We start from the raw sequence: 886 nt of genomic DNA on the forward strand, positions 1-886 counted from the left end.
CGGGCCGGTCGGAGGGCGGGCCCGGTCAGAAGGCGGGCTGGTCGTTCAGCTCGACGATCCGCAGATCGCTCAGGCGGACGGTGTACCAGACGTCCTGGCTGCCGCCGCCGTCCCAGAACTCGGTGAGCCGCACCGAGGCGAATCCGAATTGGTCCTTCACCTGCTGGACCGACCAGTCCACCGGCACGTTCTGGGCCCGGAACACCGGATCGGCGTCATGCTGCTGCGCCCAGGCGTCCAGGCGGGTGTTGAGGTGCGGGGAGAGGTAGCGCTCGCGGACGGCGCGCGGGGTCTCGCCGGTCTCGCCGAGCACCGCCCCCCGGTACGCCTCGAAGAACGTGAACACCTGGTGCGCGGCCGGTGTCCCCGCCCGGACCTGTGCCGGCGCGGCGGCCCCGGCTAGGGCGGCGGGCGGCGCGGACGCGGCCTGGGCGGGGACGGCCAGGAGACCGCCGGCGGCGAGCAGGGCGGCGGCCCCGGCGAGGACGGTGCGCAACGGGTTCATTCGCGTCATGCCCGAAGTCCATCATTCGCCGACGAACCCTGTAAATCGCCGAAACGTGTGGTTTACCGGGTGAACCAGGGTATTTGACGCATCATCTGCTAAAGCGACGAGCCCGGCTCGCGGCCCGCTCCGGGCGGTCCCGCGAAGGCCTGGGCGATCGGAAGCCAGGCCGTCGCCACCTCGCCGACGGCGCTCAGCGCGAGGTCGTCCCGGTGCCGGCGCCGGGTGACCAGCAGGCAGAAGTCGAGGGCGGGCCCGGCCACCCGGTCCGCGGCGTCCGCCGGCCCCCACGTCCACGACCCGCCGTCCGGCGCGGTCAGCTCCACCCGCACCGGGTCCCGCGGGGCGGGCCGCCCGTGCACCGTGAAGGCGAACCCCATC

General features: G+C 73.9%; 1 protein-coding gene and 1 pseudogene. Both read right to left on the reverse strand.

Annotated elements, in window-relative coordinates; all coding sequences use genetic code 11:
• Positions 1-25 precede the first annotated feature (25 nt).
• Positions 26-514 carry a YqhG/Tai3 family protein gene (locus ABD308_RS20820; protein WP_344337427.1) on the reverse strand — a complete coding sequence of 163 codons (489 nt, stop codon included), beginning with the start codon at positions 512-514 and terminating at the stop codon, positions 26-28.
• Positions 515-603: 89 nt separating this feature from the next.
• Positions 604-886: pseudogene (locus tag ABD308_RS20825) on the reverse strand (wyosine base formation domain-containing protein); the annotation flags it as partial.

Source organism: Kitasatospora putterlickiae, from assembly GCF_039527695.1.
Taxonomy (GTDB): domain Bacteria; phylum Actinomycetota; class Actinomycetes; order Streptomycetales; family Streptomycetaceae; genus Kitasatospora; species Kitasatospora putterlickiae.